The 15,801-nt window shown below is 66.1% G+C and carries 12 protein-coding genes; 8 read left to right on the top strand and 4 right to left on the bottom strand.

Translation table 11 applies throughout. From position 1 onward, the window contains the following. The first annotated feature begins 33 nt into the window (after positions 1 to 33). The 7 genes from C722_RS0123045 (at position 34) to C722_RS0123015 (ending at position 6,710) form a co-directional block, all read left to right on the top strand. The gene (locus C722_RS0123045) at positions 34 to 708 is read left to right on the top strand and encodes an ABC transporter ATP-binding protein (RefSeq protein WP_017642775.1); all 675 of its coding nucleotides are present in this window, start codon (positions 34 to 36) and stop codon (positions 706 to 708) included. Beyond that, positions 705 to 3,164: an FtsX-like permease family protein gene (locus tag C722_RS0123040; protein ID WP_017642774.1), complete on the top strand. Its 2,460-nt coding sequence runs from the start codon at positions 705 to 707 to the stop codon at positions 3,162 to 3,164. The genes C722_RS0123045 and C722_RS0123040 overlap by 4 nt, the downstream gene beginning before the upstream one ends. Further along, positions 3,154 to 4,206 carry a lipocalin-like domain-containing protein gene (locus C722_RS0123035; RefSeq protein WP_017642773.1) on the top strand — a complete coding sequence of 351 codons (1,053 nt, stop codon included), beginning with the start codon at positions 3,154 to 3,156 and terminating at the stop codon, positions 4,204 to 4,206. The genes C722_RS0123040 and C722_RS0123035 overlap by 11 nt, the downstream gene beginning before the upstream one ends. A 124-nt stretch (positions 4,207 to 4,330) precedes the next feature. Beyond that, a complete protein-coding gene (locus tag C722_RS0123030; RefSeq protein WP_017642772.1) occupies positions 4,331 to 4,642 on the top strand; it encodes a DUF6482 family protein in 312 nt (103 codons plus the stop codon). 163 nt (positions 4,643 to 4,805) lie between these two features. Continuing rightward, positions 4,806 to 5,237 carry a DUF4440 domain-containing protein gene (locus tag C722_RS0123025; protein ID WP_017642771.1) on the top strand — a complete coding sequence of 144 codons (432 nt, stop codon included), beginning with the start codon at positions 4,806 to 4,808 and terminating at the stop codon, positions 5,235 to 5,237. A gap of 143 nt (positions 5,238 to 5,380) precedes the next feature. Beyond that, the gene (locus C722_RS0123020) at positions 5,381 to 6,406 is read left to right on the top strand and encodes a TerC family protein (protein WP_017642770.1); all 1,026 of its coding nucleotides are present in this window, start codon (positions 5,381 to 5,383) and stop codon (positions 6,404 to 6,406) included. 16 nt (positions 6,407 to 6,422) lie between these two features. Beyond that, complete coding sequence (locus tag C722_RS0123015) at positions 6,423 to 6,710, top strand: hypothetical protein (RefSeq protein ID WP_017642769.1); 288 nt, start codon at positions 6,423 to 6,425, stop codon at positions 6,708 to 6,710. A 380-nt stretch (positions 6,711 to 7,090) separates the two neighbouring features. Here the strand turns inward: C722_RS0123015 and C722_RS0123010 are convergent, their stop codons facing one another. Next, the gene (locus C722_RS0123010; RefSeq protein ID WP_026084046.1) at positions 7,091 to 7,564 is read right to left on the bottom strand and encodes a GreA/GreB family elongation factor; all 474 of its coding nucleotides are present in this window, start codon (positions 7,562 to 7,564) and stop codon (positions 7,091 to 7,093) included. 139 nt (positions 7,565 to 7,703) lie between these two features. On the opposite strand from C722_RS0123010, the gene C722_RS0123005 reads away from it, so the two are divergent. Beyond that, on the top strand, positions 7,704 to 8,537 hold the full coding sequence (locus C722_RS0123005) for a DUF1206 domain-containing protein (protein WP_017642767.1): 834 nt from the start codon (positions 7,704 to 7,706) through the stop codon (positions 8,535 to 8,537). A 268-nt stretch (positions 8,538 to 8,805) separates the two neighbouring features. On the opposite strand, the gene hrpA is transcribed toward C722_RS0123005, so the two are convergent. From hrpA to C722_RS0122990, 3 genes are all read right to left on the bottom strand, one after another. Beyond that, on the bottom strand, positions 8,806 to 12,831 hold the full coding sequence (hrpA, locus tag C722_RS0123000; protein ID WP_017642766.1) for an ATP-dependent RNA helicase HrpA: 4,026 nt from the start codon (positions 12,829 to 12,831) through the stop codon (positions 8,806 to 8,808). Between the two features lie 286 nt (positions 12,832 to 13,117). Beyond that, positions 13,118 to 13,897 (bottom strand): SGNH/GDSL hydrolase family protein, encoded by a 780-nt coding sequence (locus C722_RS0122995; RefSeq protein WP_017642765.1) that lies wholly within the window; start codon positions 13,895 to 13,897, stop codon positions 13,118 to 13,120. 152 nt (positions 13,898 to 14,049) lie between these two features. Next, entirely contained in the window at positions 14,050 to 15,729 is a 1,680-nt protein-coding gene (locus tag C722_RS0122990; protein ID WP_017642764.1) for a long-chain fatty acid--CoA ligase, read from the bottom strand. Positions 15,730 to 15,801: the final 72 nt, after the last annotated feature.

Genomic DNA, 15,801 nt, shown 5'->3' with positions numbered 1-15,801 from the left:
CGATTGCAGACCACGACCGGCGCTGGAGGCGCGATGCTGACCATCACCGATCTGCACAAGAGTTATCCAACGCCCCAGGGCCCGCTGCCGGTCCTGCGCGGTGTGGACCTCAGCCTGGCACGGGGCGCGAGTCTGGCGCTCATGGGCGAATCCGGCAGTGGCAAGAGCACCCTGCTGCACCTGGTCGCCGGACTCGACCGGCCTGACCAGGGCCACATCCAGGCCGCTGGCCAAGCGCTCTCCAGCCTCAACGAAGGTGCCCTGGCTGCCTGGCGCCGCGAGGGCATCGGGCTGATCTTCCAGCAATTCAACCTCATCGCCAGCCTGACGGTGGCCGACAATCTCGCCTTCCAGGCGCGGCTGGCCGGCCGTCATGATCCGCGCTGGCAAACCGAACTCGCCGAACGCCTGGGGCTGGCCGCCCTGCTGGAGCGCTATCCGGAGCAGCTTTCCGGCGGCCAGCAGCAACGCGTGGCCCTGGGTCGCGCCCTCGCCTCCCGGCCGCCCCTGCTGCTGGCCGATGAACCCACCGGCAATCTCGACGAAGCCAGCGGCGACCAGGCCCTGGCGCTGCTGCTGGAGCTGGTGGCCGAGACCGGCAGCAGTCTGCTGATGGTGACCCACAGCGCGCGCATCGCCAGCCATCTCGATCGCACCCTGCAGCTGGAACGCGGACGCCTTGGCGGCGCAGCCGTGGCTCGGCCATGAGGCTGCTCTTCTGGAGTCTGCACAGCCTGGTCAGCCACTGGCGGCGGCATCCCCTGCAACTCGCCGGCCTGATCGCCGGCCTGTGGCTGGCGACGGCACTGCTGATCGGGGTGCTGGCGCTCAATGCCCAGGCCCGCCAGAGCTATGCCCAGGCCAGCGCGCTCTTCGGTGCCGACCAGTCGAGTCTGGAGGCCCGCGACGGCAAGCGCTTCACCCAGGCGCTGTTCGTCGAGTTGCGCCGGCAGGGCTGGCCGGTGTCGCCCGTCCTGCAGGGTCGCCTGACCCTGGCGGAGCGCGAGGGCACCCTGCCGTTGCTGGGCATCGAGCCGGTCAGCCTGCCCAGTGACCAGGGGGTGGCGGCCGGTGCCTCGCCCACGGCCCTGTACGACTTCCTCAGTCCGGCCGGGACCACCTGGATCGCGCCGGAGACGCTGCGTGAATGGCAGCTCCAGGCGGGCCAGGTGCTACACCGCGCCGACGGCCTGCCGCTGCCACCACTGCAACCCCGGCCCGGCCTGGCGCCCGGTACCCTGGTACTGGACATCGGCCAGGGCCAGCGCCTGCTGGACGCACCGGACCAGCTCTCCCGGCTGATCCTGCCTAAGACCTTTCAGCGCGCGCTGCCCACCTTAGCCGGCGTCGACCTGCACCGGGTGGAAAACGACCAGGGCGCCGAGCTGGCTCGTCTGACGGACAGCTTCCACCTCAATCTGCTGGCGCTTGGCCTGCTGGCCTTTGCCGTCGGCCTGTTCATCGTCCATGCCGCCACCGGTCTGGCGCTGGAACAACGCCGTGCCCTGCTGCGTACTCTGCGCGCCTGTGGCCTCTCGGCCGCGACCCTGGTGCTGGCGCTGACCCTGGAACTGGCGTTGATCGCCCTGGTGGCCGGTGCCCTGGGCGTGGCCAGCGGTTATGCCCTGGCCGCGCTGCTGTTGCCCGATGTGGCGGCCAGCTTGCGCGGCCTCTATGGCGCCGAGGTCGCCGGCAGCCTGACCCTGAGCTCGGCCTGGTGGCTGGCCGGACTCGGCCTCAGCCTGGGCGGCGCCCTGCTGGCCGGTGCCGATGGCCTCTGGCGCGCGGCGCGGCTGCCGCTGCTGGCCCTGGCCCAGGGCGAAGCCTGGCGCGCCGCCCATGGCCGCTGGCTCAGGCGCCAGGCCTTGGGCGCCCTGCTGGTGGGCCTGGCAGCGCTGGTCCTGTGGCTGGGCGGCAACAGCCTGGCCAGCGGCCTGGCCCTGCTCGGCTGCCTGTTGCTGGCTGCTGCCCTGGCGCTGCCGCCGCTGCTGAGCGCACTGCTGGATCTCTTGCTGAAGCGAGCGAGGCGTCCCCTTTCGCGCTGGTTCCTGGCCGACGCCCGGCAGCAACTGCCCGGGCTATCCCAGGCGCTGATGGCGCTGCTGCTGGCCCTGGCGGCCAATGTCGGCGCCGGCAGCATGACCGAGGGTTTTCGCCGCACCTTCGATGGCTGGCTCGACCAGCGCCTGGCCGCCGAACTCTACTTGCGTCCGCAGGATGCTACCCAGGCAGCGGCCCTGCTCGACTGGCTGCCCCGGCAACCCAGCGTGGGCGCGGTGCTGCCGGTGTACGAACTGGAGACGGGCATTCAAGGCCAGCCGTCCACCCTGAGCGGTATCCTGGACGCTGATCTCTATCGTCGACACTGGCCGCTGCTGGATGCCGGTGGCGAGGCCTGGACGCCCTTCTTCGCCGGCGACGGCCTGATGCTCAGCGAGCAACTGGCCCGCCGCCTGGGCGTGGTCAAGGGCCAGCGGGTGGAGCTGCAGGGGAGCCAAGGTCGCTGGTCCGCCCCGATATTGGCCACCTACGCCGACTATGGCAATCCGCGCGGTCATGTGCTGCTGTCCCAGGCACAGCTGCGGGCGCTGTGGCCGGAGGCCACCCTGGTGCGCATCGTCGTTCGCATGGCGCCCCCACAGGTAGAGGCCTTGCGTAGCGAGCTGCAGCAGCGCTTCGGGCTGGATACCAGCCATTCCATCGACCAGGGGCAGTTGCGTCGCTATGCCGATCAAGTCTTCGAGCGCACCTTCAGCGCCACCGCGGCGCTCAACGCTCTGACCCTGGCGGTGGCCGGCCTCGCCCTCTTCATCGCCCTGCTCGGCCAGGCGCAGCGGCGTCTGGGCCAGCTCGCGCCGCTCTGGGCGCTGGGCATCGAGCGTCCACGACTGATCCTGCTCAGCCTGGGGCAACTATTGGGGCTTGCCCTTCTCACCCTGGCCCTCGCCATTCCCCTGGGCATCCTGCTGGCCTGGTGCCTGGTGGCGGTAGTGAACGTCCAGGCCTTCGGCTGGCGACTGCCCCTGCAGGTCTTCCCAAGTCAACTGCTGGCGCTTTCTGCCATTGCCCTGCTGGCGACCCTCCTGGCGGCCGCCTGGCCGTTGTTGCGGCTGCAGCGCAGTCAACCACTGGATCTGCTGCGAGAACTCGGCAATGAACGCTAGGGCCCTGCTGGTCGCACTCCTGCTGCTCACCGGTTGCAACAAGCAGCCGGCATCCGAGGGCTTCGCCGGCCTCGGCCAGGGCAGCGAAGACTTCGCCTCCGTGGTACCGGGCAAGGTGTTCAGCTTTCCCGCCGATCACGGTCCCCATCCGGATTTTCGCATCGAGTGGTGGTACGTCACCGCCAACCTCAGCGATGCCGAGGGCCATCAGTACGGCGTGCAGTGGACGCTGTTCCGCAATGCCCTGCGCCCCGGCGCCGACCAGCCCGGCTGGGGCAATGGCAACCTTTGGCTGGGCCATGCCGGGCTCACCAGCGAAACCCGCCAGTTCTCCGTCCAGACCCAGGGTCGCGGCGGCATTGGCCAGGCCGGGGTGACGGCCGCCCCCTTTTCCGCCTGGATCGACGACTGGCGGCTGAGCGGCGACCTGACCGGGCGGGCCGAGGTCCAGGCTAAGGGGCCGGGTTTCGCCTATCGGCTGGATCTCGCCGCCACCGGTCCACTGGTGCTCCAGGGCGAAGGCGGGGTGAGTCGTAAATCCGCCAGCGGCCAGGCGTCCTACTACTACAGCCAGCCCTTCTTCCAGGCCCAGGGCGAACTACAGATCGAGGGCCGGCGCGTGCCGGTCAAGGGTCTCGCCTGGCTGGATCGCGAATGGAGCAGCCAGCATCTGGCTGCCGATCAACTAGGCTGGGACTGGTTTTCCTTGCACCTCGACGACGGTCGCCAGCTGATGCTCTATCGCCTGCGCCAGGCCGACGGCCAGCATTATCTGTTCGGTAACCTGATCGCCGCCGATGGCCACAACCAACCCCTGCATCCCGGCGATATCCGCCTGGCACCGGAGTCCACCCACAGGGTAGCCGGACGCGAGGTGCCGGTACGCTGGTCCATCAGCCTGCCGGGGCAGCAGCTCGACCTGCGCATCGCGGCGATCAACCCCGATGCCTGGATGGCCCTGGGTACGCCCTACTGGGAGGGACCGGTCAGGGTGGAGGGCAGCGCCAAGGGGGTGGGCTATCTGGAGATGACGGGGTACTGACAAGGGCAGCGGGACGCACCCAGGAGACCGCCACCCCGGAACTCCCAGCCCCGCTCCCACCTCGAATCCATACCTGTCCCTGCCGTCACGCAGGGCTCCTTAGCGTGATAACCGAGGTTTCTCGATGAATGTCAAAGAGCTGAATCAGCAGATCAAGGCCGGCGCGGTCAAGGAAGTCAATCTGGTGTCCATGGAAGGTGGCTCCTATGTCATCCATGCGCTGGTGGACGGCACCTCGGTACCGGTCGCCGACGACAAGGGCGCGACCCTGCACGTGGCCTCGGTGGAAGAAGCCCGGCGTATCCTCGACGACGTCAAGGATGTTCGCCTGTTCATCGCCCAGCCGGCGGTTTATGAAGAGATGGTGGGCCAACCGGTGAGCGACACGGATTCGCGCGAAGAGATCCCGCTGCGCTCGAAGATCGAAAATCGCTGATTCGCCTTTCCCTTCCGTCGCCGGCAGCCGACGGCGACCTTGCCTTGCCCAGACCTAGACGCCACGAACTGGCGTCATCCTCCAGCGATGTGTCCGTGCAGCTCACCTGCTCCAGGCAATTTGTTATATTATAACAACTGCACTTTCGCCTGAGGATAACGCCATGTCCGTCGCGACGCCTGGCTACGCGCCTGTTCGCTCCAATGAAGAAATCGCCTGCCTTGCCGGGGCCAAGGCCGCCCTGCATACCTGGGCCGCGACTGTGGCCACCCGCGAGGTGGAAGCCATTCTCGCCCTCTATGCACCCGACGCCATCCTGGTGCCCACCCTTTCCAACGAAGTCCGGGATTGCGAAGACAGCCGGCGGCAATACTTTCGCAACTTCCTCGCCAACGAAGGGCTGGTGTGCGATGTGCAGATCTTCAAGAAAAGGGTCAGCAGCACGCTCGGCACCGTGGTCGTCGGCGGGCTCTATGTCTTTCACTATCGGGAAGGTGAGCAGGTCATCAGTGTCCCCGCGCGCTTCCTCTTCACCTTCGAGCAGATCGAGGGTCGCTGGCTGATCACCGGCCACCATTCTTCCCGAGAGGCCTGACCTAGAGCGGTTGCATTTTGTAAAACTGCAACCCTTGCCGAATGTGCGCGAGTTCGAAATCCTCTATGGGTGACCCGGGCCCCTCTGACGGCGTATGCCGCCATGTCGAGTCATAGTCTTGCAACTTGACTAAGGAGGGGCTCATGAACGCCCTGCATGCATTCTTCTTCGCCGACTTCCTCGGCACCGCCACCTGGATGTGGCTTACCTTCTTCACCGTCGTCATCGCCCTGCTGGCCTTCGACCTGGGTGTCCTCCACAAGGAGAACAAGCCCATCGAGGTCAAGGAGAGCCTGCTGCTGTCCGCCGGCTACATCACCGCGGGTCTGCTGTTCGCCCTCTTCGTCTGGCAGCTCAAGGGCGCCGATGCCAGCCTCGACTACGTCACCGGTTTCCTGATCGAAAAGTCACTGTCCATGGACAACGTCTTCCTCATGGCGGTGATCTTCGGCTTCTTCGCCATTCCGCGCGAGTACCAGCACCGGGTGCTGTTCTGGGGCATCCTCGGGGTGATCGTGCTGCGGGCCATCATGATCGGCCTGGGCGCCGCCCTGATTCACAGGTTCGACTGGATCCTCTATGTCTTCGGCGCCTTCCTGGTGATCACCGGGGTCAAGATGCTGTTCGCCAAGGTGGACGAAGAGCCCAAGCTCGACGACAACGTCTTCATCAAGTTTCTGCGCAAGAAACTGCGGGTGACCGATGAGCTGCATGGCCAGCACTTCTTCGTGCGCCAGCCCGATGCCAGCGGCAAGACGGTGCTCTGGGTGACGCCGATGTTCCTGGCGCTGATCGTGATCGAGTGCGCCGACCTGGTGTTCGCGGTGGACAGCGTGCCGGCGATCTTCGCCATCACCCAGGATCCCTTCATCGTCTACACCTCCAACGTCTTCGCCATCCTGGGCCTGCGCGCCCTGTACTTCGCCCTGGCGGCGATGATCCACCGCTTCGCCTATCTCAAGTACGCCCTGGCGCTGGTACTGGTGTTCATCGGCTGCAAGATCTTCCTGGTGGGCATCATCGGCAAGATCCCGCCGGTGATCTCCCTGAGCGTGACCCTGGGCCTGCTGGCCGGCGGCGTACTGGTCTCGCTGTATAAGACCCGCGGCGAAGCCAAGCACACCGCCGCCGGTCAGGAATCACGCGATTCGCTGAATCGGCCTTCGTGAACAGGAGCAGTCGACCATGAACACCAGAGTCATCCTCAGTCTTGCAGGCATCCTCCTGCTGCTCGGCCTCGGCGGTTGCGACAGCGCGGAGAAGGCGGCGGACAGCTTCGCCACCAAGGTGGAAGAAGCCGCCCGCGAACAGGCCCGGGAAACCCTAGGCGGGACCCTCGACGAGCTGAACAAGAAGGTCGACGAGGCCCAGAACCAAGGCCGCGCCTGGCTGGATCAGCACCGGCCAAAGCAGGAAAAGGAAGAGGCAACCCCACCCCGGGCTACCAAGTCAGTGGAGGGCTTCGAAGCCTAAGGCTTTGGTCGCAAGAGCGTGTAGGTCGGGCTGAGACAGCTTCATCGTCGAAGCCCAACAGGGCATACATTGAGGCTGGGCGCTGTTGGGCTTCGCTGCGCTCAACCCAACCAACGGTGTTCCTTTGGCAGCGCGGATTGTAGGTTGGGCTGAGACGGCTCTATCGTCGAAGCCCAACAGGGCCTGTACCGAGGCTGGGCTCTGTTGGGCTTCGCTAGCGCTCAACCCAACCTACGGTGTTCCTTTGGCAGCGCGGATCGTAGGTTGGGTTGAGACGGCTCCATCGTCGAAGCCCAACAGAGCATGCACCGAGGCTGAACTCTGTTGGGCTTCGCTGCGCTCAACCCAACCTACGGTGATCCCTGAGGGCAGCCTGAGGCTCAGTGCACCGCCACGATCTCCTGGCGGTGCACCTTGCCCTCCACCGTCACCGCCACCTCATCACCCTCCTCCCGACCGAGCAGAACCTGCCCCAGGGGCGCGCGGGGCGAGATCACCAGTACCTCCTGGCCGTCCAGCCTGACCTTGAGCCCCGCCGCATCCGGGCCAAGGAACAGCCAGCGGCTGGCCGTCGGGGTGGTCAGCTCGATCAGGGCACCGACGCGGATACCATCGGTCATGGCCACGGGCGTCAACGCCCGGTAGGCGGCCAGCGCCAGCTCGATCTCGTGCAGGCGGCGGCGTTGGCCGTCGGCCAGATAGGCCGCCTCCAGACCACGAGTGTCGTACTTGTTCTCGGCCTTGCTTTCGCTGTGGGTAGCCGCTTCGTGACTGGCCGTCAGCTGTTGGCTGATGACGTCGCGGTCGGCTTCCAGTGCCTGAAGAATGAGGGTGAGCAGTCGTGCCTTGTCCATGAACCGATCGCCGGGCAAAGGGTGCGAGCCTAAGGCCTAACGCCGCATCCTGCCAGCACCCTGGTGCGCCTGTCCGCCCGCCAGAACCCGCGCGCGGCCCATCGGTCAGTACAAGGCAGAATGTAACAGGACATAACAGATGCGCACCCGTACCGGACTCACCCTCCTGGCCCGCGGCGGCTATGCCGCCCGTGGCCTCGTCTACCTCATCATCGGCGTGCTGGCGCTACTGGCCGCACGGGGCTCTGGCCAGCCGGCGGACAGCCATGACAGCCTGGAAGCCCTGCTCGCCCAACCCTTCGGCCACTTCCTGGTCGGCCTGGTGGTGGTCGGCCTGGTGGCCTTCGCGGCCTGGCGCATCCTCCAGGCCATCCGCGATGTCGATGACCATGGCAGCAAGCCCAAGGGCCTGGTGATCCGCGCCGGCCTGCTGGTAGGCGGCATCACCTACGGCGCCCTGGCCTTCTTCGCCCTGGGCCTGCTGGTCAGCGGCCTGCGCCAGGGCGGTGGCTCGGGTGGCGACACCAATGACTTTCTGCAGATGCTGCTCAGCTGGCGCTATTCCAACCTGCTGGTGTACGTCGCCGCGCTGATTCCGCTGGGCGTGGGCCTCGCGCATTTCGTGAAGGGCTGGAAGGCCAGCTTCGAGCGCTATCTCGAAGCCAGTCCGGAACAGCTGCGGCTGATCCGCCCCATCGGTCGCTTCGGCCTCATCGCCCGTGGGGTAGCCTTCGTCGAGATTGCCGTCCTGCTGGTGGTCAGCGGCTCGCGCTACCAGGCGCTGCATCCGCCGGGCATGAAGGACGCCCTGAACGGCCTGCAGAATCTGCCCTTCGGCGGACTGGTCCTGTCCGTGGTCGGCCTCGGCCTGATCGCCTTCGCCTGCTACAGCTTCGCAGAAGCCTGGTGGCGGCGCATCGAGATGGACCTGCCGGATGTGGGAGGGTCATTGCGCCAGGTATTGCCACGCTAGACCAGCGCCAGACGTCAACGCCTGGTGCGCCAGTCCGAGCGGGATGGACGATAACCTGATGGCCGTCAGCGCAACGGCCTAGCCATTAATCGGCAATCGCCCCACCTCGGTATGGCGTACCCCGCGCACTCGAACCGGACACCCAACCGCGACGGGCTGGGGTCAGAATGCGTTCGCAGGCGCCGTGGACGCGAAAACTGGCCTGGGTCCTGACTTCACTCAGACAGCGGCCGACCCGGGCCAGCGGTGGCTCCGATGAATGACCGCGCTAGGCTTCCACCTGACTCCACTGCTTGTTCAAGCGCTTGTCCGACACCGGCATCCGGGTCCCCAGTTGCTGGGCCCAGAGCGACACCCGGTACTCTTCCAGCATCCAGCGATAGAGCTCCAGGTTGGCGTCGCGCTTGCCCTCCTGACCATGCTTGGCGGCGCGGGCGCGATACTGCTCCCAGAGTCCGGCCAGCTCGCCGCTCCAGACGCGATCGCGCTGCACCTGGCCGCCGAGCTTGTCGAAACGCTGCTCGATGGCCTTGAGGTAGCGCGGGTATTCCTTGAGCCACTCCAGCGGCGTATCCCGGACGAAGCCGGGATAGACCAGGCTGGCCAATTGCGCCTTGATGTCGTTCAGGGCCACCGCCTGGGCCAGGTCGATGCGGCCCTTGAATTTCTTCTGCAGGCCATGCCAGAGCTTGAGGATCTCCAGGGTCAGGCGTGCGATCCGTTCGGCCTGTTCGGTCAAGCCCGCCTTGCGTCGCTCGGCCAATGAAGCCAGGCCGGCGCCATCGCGGGGCAGCTCGGCTTCGTCGGCGAGGATGGCGGCGTCCAGGCTGGCCAACAGGATATCTTCCACCAGGGCTTCCGGCCGACCCAATTCGCGGTGCAGCAGACTCAGCTCGGTGAGGCCGGGCAACTTGCCGCGCAGGAACTTGGCCTGCTCCGTCAGTTGCTGCAGCAGCAGTCGCTGCAACGCGCGACGGTGCTGGTAGCGGGCCTCGGCCTGGGTGGCGAAGCGGCCTTCGCGTACGGTGCCCTGCTCGTCCACCAGCGCCGGATAGACCGTCATGGAAAGGCCGGCCACCTGCTGCTGGGTCTTGGCCGCCACCTCGGCGAAGGCCTTGGCCTCCACCGGGCGCTGCTCCTGGCGCTTCTGCGTCGGCAGCGCCAGGGCCGCCTGGCTTTCCTGAGCGAAGCGCGCCGTCACCTCGGCCAGATCGCGACCTTCGCCCAGGGGCTTGCCCTGGGCATCGACGACTTCGAGATTCATGCGCAGATGCGGATCCAGGCCGGCTTCGGCTTCCGGCCAGGCTTCGTCGGGAATGCGCGCGCCGGTCATGCGCTGCAGTTCACGCCCCAGGGCTTCGTGCAGCGAACCCTCGCCGAAGGGAATCTTGTCCAGGGCGGCGCGAACGAAATCCGGGACCGGGACGAAGTTCTTGCGCAAGGCCTTGGGCAGATTGCGCACCAGGGCCACGCAGCGATCATAGAGCAACCCCGGCACCAGCCAATCGAGGCGCTGGGGTGGCAACTGTGGCAACAGCGGCGCGGGCACCCGCAGGGTGACGCCATCGCGGGGATGGGTCGGGTCGAATTCATAGGACAGCGGCAGGGTCAGTTCGCCCAGGCGCAGGGTGTCCGGGTACTGGGCAGCGGTCACCTCGCTGGCTTCGCGGGCGAGGACGTCCTCTTCGCGCATCAGCAAGAGGTCGGGCTGCTTGGCGCTCTCGCGGCGATACCAGCTGTCGAAGGTGGCAGTCTGGTAGACGTCCGCCGGCAGGCGCGCGGCATAGTAGTCGAACAGCGTCTCTTCGTCGGCGAGGATGTCACGGCGCCGCGCCTTGGCCTCCAGCTCGTCCAGGCGTTCCAGCAGGGCGCGGTTGGCCGCCAGGCACTTGGCGCGGCTGTTGATCTCGCCACGCACCAGGCCTTCGCGGATGAGCAGTTCGCGGGCGGCAGGCGGATCGATGGGGCCGAAGTGCACCGGGCGACGACCGACCACGATCAGGCCATAGAGGGTGACCTGCTCATAGGCCACCACCTGGCCCCGCTTCTTCTCCCAGTGGGGTTCGAGGTGGGTCTTCTTGACCAGGTGCCCCGCCACCGGCTCGATCCAGTCCGGTTCGATCTTGGCCACCATGCGGGCGAACAGCTTGGTGGTCTCCACCAGCTCCGCGGCCATGATCCAGGTGGGTTTCTTGCGGCCGATGACGCTGCTGGGATGGATCCAGAAGCGCCGCTGGCGCGCGCCCAGGTAGTCGCCGTCCTCGCTCTTCTGGCCGATCTGGCTGAGCAGACCGGCGAGAATGGCCTTGTGCAGCGCCGCATAGCCGCGGGCACGCACCGCCGCCTCGCTGGCCTCGGCCTGTTGCTGAGCCTTGGCGTTGACGTGCTTGTCGGTGGTGGGCGCAGGTCTGTTGTTGACCTCAGCGGGTGCCGGCGCCGGACTTTCGGTCTTGCGCGTCTGGAGCCCCAGCTCGCGGCAGAGCAGGGTCAGCTGGCGATGGGCATCGCGCCATTCGCGCAGCCGCAGGTAGTTGAGGAAGTGCTTGCGGCACCAGCTGCGCAGGGCATTGGAGCCCAGCGCCTGGCGCTGCTCCTCGAAGCCGTGCCAGAGATTGACCAGGGCGGCGAAATCCGAATCCGGGTCCTTCCACTGGGCGTGGGCTTGATCGGCCTGGGTCTGGCGATCGGCCGGGCGCTCGCGCGGGTCCTGCACCGACAGGGCGCTGGTGACGATCAGCACCTCGGCAAGACTGCCCCGCTCCGTCGCCTCCAGCAGCATGCGGCCCAAGCGCGGATCGACGGGCAGGCGCGCCAGTTGCCTACCCAGGGGCAGCAGGCGGCCTTCGACATCGACCGCCGAGAGTTCCTGCAACAGGGTGAAGCCGTCCTTGATGGCCTTGCCATCCGGCGGCTCGATGAAGGGGAAATCTTCGATGCGACTCAGGCGCAGATGCAGCATCTGCAGGATCACCGCCGCCAGGTTGGTGCGCAGGATCTCCGGATCGGTAAAGGTCGGCCGCCCCAGGAAGTCTTCTTCGCTGTAGAGGCGAATGCAGATGCCCGGCTCGACCCGCCCGCAGCGGCCCTTGCGCTGGTTGGCGCTGGCCTGGGAGACGGCTTCGATAGGCAACCGCTGGACCTTGGCTCTATAGCTGTAGCGGCTGATGCGCGCGGTGCCGCTGTCGATCACGTAGCGAATGCCCGGCACGGTCAGCGAGGTCTCGGCGACGTTGGTGGCCAGCACGATCTTGCGTCCGGGACGCGGCTGGAAGATCTTCTGCTGCTCGGCCGGGGTCAGCCGCGCATAGAGCGGCAAGACCTCGGTGAATTTTAGCTGGGCCTTGCGCAGCACCTCGGCGCAATCGCGGATCTCGCGCTCGCCGGGCAGAAACACCAGCACATCGCCCGGGCGCTGGCCAACGCTGCGCTCGTGGGCCTCGATCTCGTCCAGGGCCTGGAGGATGCCCTGGTCCACGGAGAGGTCGTCCACCAGCCGCTCGCCGTCTTCGTCCACCTCGGCGCTGAGGGGGCGGTACCAGGTATCCACCGGATAGGTCCGCCCGGACACCTCGACGATGGGCGCGCCGTCGAAATGCTGGGAGAAGCGCTCCAGGTCGATGGTGGCCGAGGTGATGATCAGCTTGAGATCGGGTCGGCGCGGCAGCAGGGTCTTGAGAAAGCCCAGCAGGAAATCGATGTTGAGACTGCGCTCGTGGGCCTCGTCGACGATAAGGGTGTCATAGCGTTCGAGAAAGCGGTCGTGCTGGGTCTCGGCCAGCAGGATGCCGTCGGTCATCAGCTTGATCAGGGTGGCGTCGGTGCTCTGGTCTTCGAAGCGCACCTGATAGCCCACCAGCTCGCCCAGCGGCGAACCCAGCTCCTCCGCTACCCGCGCACCCACGCTGCGTGCCGCCAGCCGGCGGGGCTGGGTGTGGCCGATCAGCCCTTGTACACCCCTGCCCAATTCCAGACAGATCTTGGGCAACTGGGTGGTCTTGCCCGAACCGGTCTCGCCGGCGATCACCACCACCTGATGGCCTTCGATGGCGCGCTTGATCTCCTCGCGCTTGGCCGCGATCGGTAGGGCATCGTCGTAACGGATGCGTGGCACGCTGGCACGCCGCGCCTCGACCTTGGCGCAGGAGGCCTGGAAGCGTTCCAGCCACTGCGCCTCGCGGACTGGATCGGGCTGTTTCTGCAAGGCCTGGAGCTGGCGTCTCAGGCGATGGCGATCGGCGTTGAAGGCCTGATCCAGGTTGGCGGCAAGACGGGCAACGGCGGGGGTATCGGTCATGAAACTCTTTCGACGGCGGTCGTTTGGACCGGTAAGTGTAAAAGAGTTGGGGGGTGTGGCGGGGCTTTACAAGAACGGCGGGCGGAAAACCGCCGGGTTGCCTGCCTTTGCGCGACGCCTGGTCGCGCAAAGGCAACACGGGGTCAGAGGCTGTTCAAAGGCTAGCGAGCTAGAGACAAACAAGGCGAAAGTGGCTGAGGAAGCGGAGTCTACAATTAGTAGATGAGCATTCCGAAGCCACTTTCAACGCCGTTTGGCCGACGCGCAGCAGTCTTTGAGCAGTCTCTCAGCGCTTGGCCTGGACGCTGGCTACGTTCAACCCGGCCGGCGGCGTGCGCAGCGCCATGTCGAGGGATTGCAGCGCCTTCCAGGCATCCTGCTGCAGATCGGCCGGATCGGCATGATCGAACTTGATCTTCTCGCCGGCGGCCGGCAGCGGCGGACGGGTGCCGTAGATCAGCGCATAGAACACCGAAGCGGTCAGGTAGGTGCCAGTAAAGGACGGGTGGCTGCCGTCGGGCAGGAATAGCCCCGGCTGCGGCTGATCGGCCAGGGCCTTCTGCCAGGCCTGGCCCACCGGGGCCAGCAGCGCGCCGGTTTCCTTGGCGAGGGGGGTGTAGACGCTGTCCAGCTGCGCCTGCATGGTCGGGTTGTTCTGCCGGGCCCAAGTCAGATAAAGGATCGGCTGGGCGCCGTCCTTGCGCGCCAGGTCGGCGATCAGGCGTACGTACCGACGGGTGAGGTCCGGATTCTTCACCGGCATCATGCTGTGATCCTGGATCACCACGTAGTCGTAGTTGGCCTTGGCCAGCTCGTCCTGCACGTCGTGGCGCTTCCAGTGTTCCTCAAGGCTGGCGCCGCTGAAGGTCACATGCTTGACGTCCAGCGGGCGCGGCTGACCGGCCTCGACGGACATTTGACGGACCATCGCCGGCAGATCGTTGACGAAGGTATAGCTGTTGCCCACGAACAGGACGCGGATGGGTTCACCCGCCTGGACCTGGCCGAGCATGCTGGAGCCCAGCAGGAAGAAGCCCAGCAAGGCCTGGCGTACGCAAATTCGCATGGTGTGTCCTCAAGAAGAGAGGTCGAAGAGATGACGGCAAAATGCCGCCTGCGGTTTATACCCGAACCTCTTGCGAAAACCATGCTTGGAAACCGGCGACACCGCTACCAGTCGACGAGAGGTAGCGGCGCAGGGGACATGGTGAAGCCCTGTTACGCCTTCTTGAGTTCGGCGTCACGCAGTTCGCGGCGCAGTATCTTGCCAACGTTGGTGGTCGGCAGGCTGTCGCGGAATTCCACCAGCTTGGGTCGCTTATAGCCGGTGACGTTGTCGTGCATGTGCTTGAGCACCTGCTCGGTGGTCAGGGATGCACCCGGCTTGGGCACCACGAACACCTTGATCTTCTCCCCTGCCACCTCGTCGGGGATGCCGATGGCCGCGCACTGCAGCACCCCGGGTAACTGGGAGAGCACCTCTTCCAGTTCGTTGGGATAGACGTTGAAACCGGACACCAGGATCATGTCCTTCTTGCGATCGACGATGCGCAGATAGCCATCGGGTTCGATGACGGCGATATCGCCGGTGCGCAGCCAGCCTTCGGCGTCCAGGACTTCGGCGGTGGCCTCGGGGCGCAGCCAGTAGCCCTTCATCACCTGAGGCCCCTTGACGCACAGTTCACCGGGGGTGTCGAAGCCCAGGGCCACGCCATCGGCATCCACCACCTTGCAGTCGGTACCTGGTACCGGTACGCCAATGGTGCCCAGCCGGCGACGCTCCAGCGGATTGAAGCTCACCACGGGACTGGTCTCGGTCATGCCGTAGCCTTCGCAGATGCCGCAGCCGGTCACCTCTTCCCAGCGCAGGGCCACGGACTGCTGCAGCGCCATGCCACCGGAGAAGGTCACCTTGAGCTGGGAGAAATCCAGCTGGCGGAACTCCTCGCTGTTGCACAGGGCGGCGAACAGGGTGTTGAGACCAACGAAGCCGTTGAAGCGCCACTGCCTGAGTTCCTTGACCAGCGCGGGCAGGTCGCGGGGATTGGTGATCAGGACGTTGTGGTTACCCTGGATCAGCATGGCCATGCAGTGAATGGTGAAGGCATAGATGTGGTAGAGCGGCAGCGGCGCGATCATGACCTGGGCACCGCCGCCCAGGTACTTGGTCATCAGCACCTGGCACTGCAGCATGTTGGCCACGAGATTGCGGTGGGTCAGCATGGCGCCCTTGGCGATGCCGGTGGTGCCGCCGGTGTACTGCAGCACGGCGACATCCTCCGCCGCCGGGTCGGCGTCGACGAAATCGACGTGCTCGCCCTTGGTCATGGCATCGACGAAGCGGATGGAATGGGGAATGCGATAGGCCGGCACCATCTTCTTGACGTGGCGGACCACGGCGTTCACCAGCAGGCGCTTGAAGGTCGGCAGCAGGTCGCCGACCTCGGTGATGATGACGTGCCGGATGTCGGTCTGCGGCAGCACCTGTTCGGCCAGGTGCGCCATGTTGGCCAGGCACACCAGCGCCCGGGCGCCGGAATCCTTGAACTGGTGCTGCATCTCACGGGCGGTGTACAGCGGGTTGGTGTTGACCACCACCAGGCCGGCGCGCATGGCGCCAAACACCACCACCGGGTACTGCAGCACATTGGGCATCTGCACGGCGATGCGATCGCCGGGTTGCAGGTCGGTGTGCTTCTGCAGGTAGGCAGCGAACTGACCGGACAGCTCATAGAGTTCGCGGTAGCTCAGCGTCCGCCCGAGATTGCTGAACGCCGGGCGCTCGGCGTAGGTCTGGCAGGCCTCGCGGAATACCGCCAGGACGTTGCGATAACGGTCCAGGTCTATGTCTGTCTGGATGCCCTCGGGATATTTGTCACTCCAGAAATTCGGCATCATGCAGCCCGCTCCCGCTCTATGGTTATTGTTCGTTGGCGTGCCGTGATCAGCGCTGAACCGGCCCTGCGAGCC

The sequence above is a fragment of the Pseudomonas sp. 313 genome (assembly GCF_000316965.1).
Lineage (GTDB): Bacteria > Pseudomonadota > Gammaproteobacteria > Pseudomonadales > Pseudomonadaceae > Chryseomonas > Chryseomonas benzopyrenica.
This window is presented reverse-complemented; position numbering and strand designations above follow the sequence as displayed.

Excerpts from the sequence above, each read along its gene's own strand:
- C722_RS0123045 (WP_017642775.1), top strand. The coding sequence starts at position 34 with ATGCTGACCATCACCGATCTGCACAAGAGTTATCCAACGCCCCAGGGC.
- C722_RS0123040 (WP_017642774.1), top strand. The coding sequence starts at position 705 with ATGAGGCTGCTCTTCTGGAGTCTGCACAGCCTGGTCAGCCACTGGCGG.
- C722_RS0123035 (WP_017642773.1), top strand. The coding sequence starts at position 3,154 with ATGAACGCTAGGGCCCTGCTGGTCGCACTCCTGCTGCTCACCGGTTGC.
- C722_RS0123030 (WP_017642772.1), top strand. The coding sequence starts at position 4,331 with ATGAATGTCAAAGAGCTGAATCAGCAGATCAAGGCCGGCGCGGTCAAG.
- C722_RS0123025 (WP_017642771.1), top strand. The coding sequence starts at position 4,806 with ATGTCCGTCGCGACGCCTGGCTACGCGCCTGTTCGCTCCAATGAAGAA.
- C722_RS0123020 (WP_017642770.1), top strand. The coding sequence starts at position 5,381 with ATGAACGCCCTGCATGCATTCTTCTTCGCCGACTTCCTCGGCACCGCC.
- C722_RS0123015 (WP_017642769.1), top strand. The coding sequence starts at position 6,423 with ATGAACACCAGAGTCATCCTCAGTCTTGCAGGCATCCTCCTGCTGCTC.
- C722_RS0123010 (WP_026084046.1), bottom strand. The coding sequence starts at position 7,564 with ATGGACAAGGCACGACTGCTCACCCTCATTCTTCAGGCACTGGAAGCC.
- C722_RS0123005 (WP_017642767.1), top strand. The coding sequence starts at position 7,704 with ATGCGCACCCGTACCGGACTCACCCTCCTGGCCCGCGGCGGCTATGCC.
- hrpA (WP_017642766.1), bottom strand. The coding sequence starts at position 12,831 with ATGACCGATACCCCCGCCGTTGCCCGTCTTGCCGCCAACCTGGATCAG.
- C722_RS0122995 (WP_017642765.1), bottom strand. The coding sequence starts at position 13,897 with ATGCGAATTTGCGTACGCCAGGCCTTGCTGGGCTTCTTCCTGCTGGGC.
- C722_RS0122990 (WP_017642764.1), bottom strand. The coding sequence starts at position 15,729 with ATGATGCCGAATTTCTGGAGTGACAAATATCCCGAGGGCATCCAGACA.